The organism is Vibrio sp. 1401 (genome assembly GCF_033340295.1).
Genome location: NZ_JAWOWF010000462.1, coordinates 1 through 645, shown reverse-complemented (window position 1 = coordinate 645; position 645 = coordinate 1). Strand labels below are relative to the sequence as shown.

Genomic DNA, 645 nt, shown 5'->3' with positions numbered 1-645 from the left:
AACCGACCAATGGTGGATGTAATCCAAATCAAACTCGACGCGTTTTTCCATCTTATCGAGCGTGTCGGTTTCGCCGCGATAGCCGTTGATTTGAGCCCAACCTGTAATGCCTGGTTTGACTTTGTGGCGCAACATGTAGCGGGCGACAATCTGACGATATTCTTCGTTGTGCGCAACGGCATGAGGACGAGGGCCAACGATTGACATAGTGCCTTGTAATACGTTGATAAACTGCGGCAGTTCGTCTAATGAGGTGCGACGTAGAAAACCGCCAAACGGAGTAATACGAGGGTCGTTTTTCGTGGCTTGCTTGATGTTTGGGCCTTGATCCATCGTCGTCATCGAGCGGAACTTCCAAACTTCGATTTTTCGACCGTCCAAACCATAACGATGCTGCTTAAATATTACAGGGCCTTTTGACGTCAACTTAATACCAATGGCGATAGCAAGCAGGATTGGTGATATCAACACTAAGATAATGCTAGAGAACAAAATGTCTTCGAAGCGTTTAATCCAGGATGAAACGCCAGCAAAAGGCGTATCGAACACGCTGAGAGTTTGAACTTGACCAATTTGATCCCAGCGAGAATGGAGCAGGTTGTAAGTAAAGAAATCCGGGATCAGATAAGTGTTCGCTGTGGTGTC

1 protein-coding gene is annotated in these 645 nt (G+C 46.8%); it reads right to left on the bottom strand.

The window, feature by feature from the left end; translation table 11 throughout:
- Positions 1 to 645: exopolysaccharide biosynthesis polyprenyl glycosylphosphotransferase (locus R7Z77_RS26240; protein ID WP_318137164.1), on the bottom strand; the 645-nt coding region annotated here is incomplete at both ends.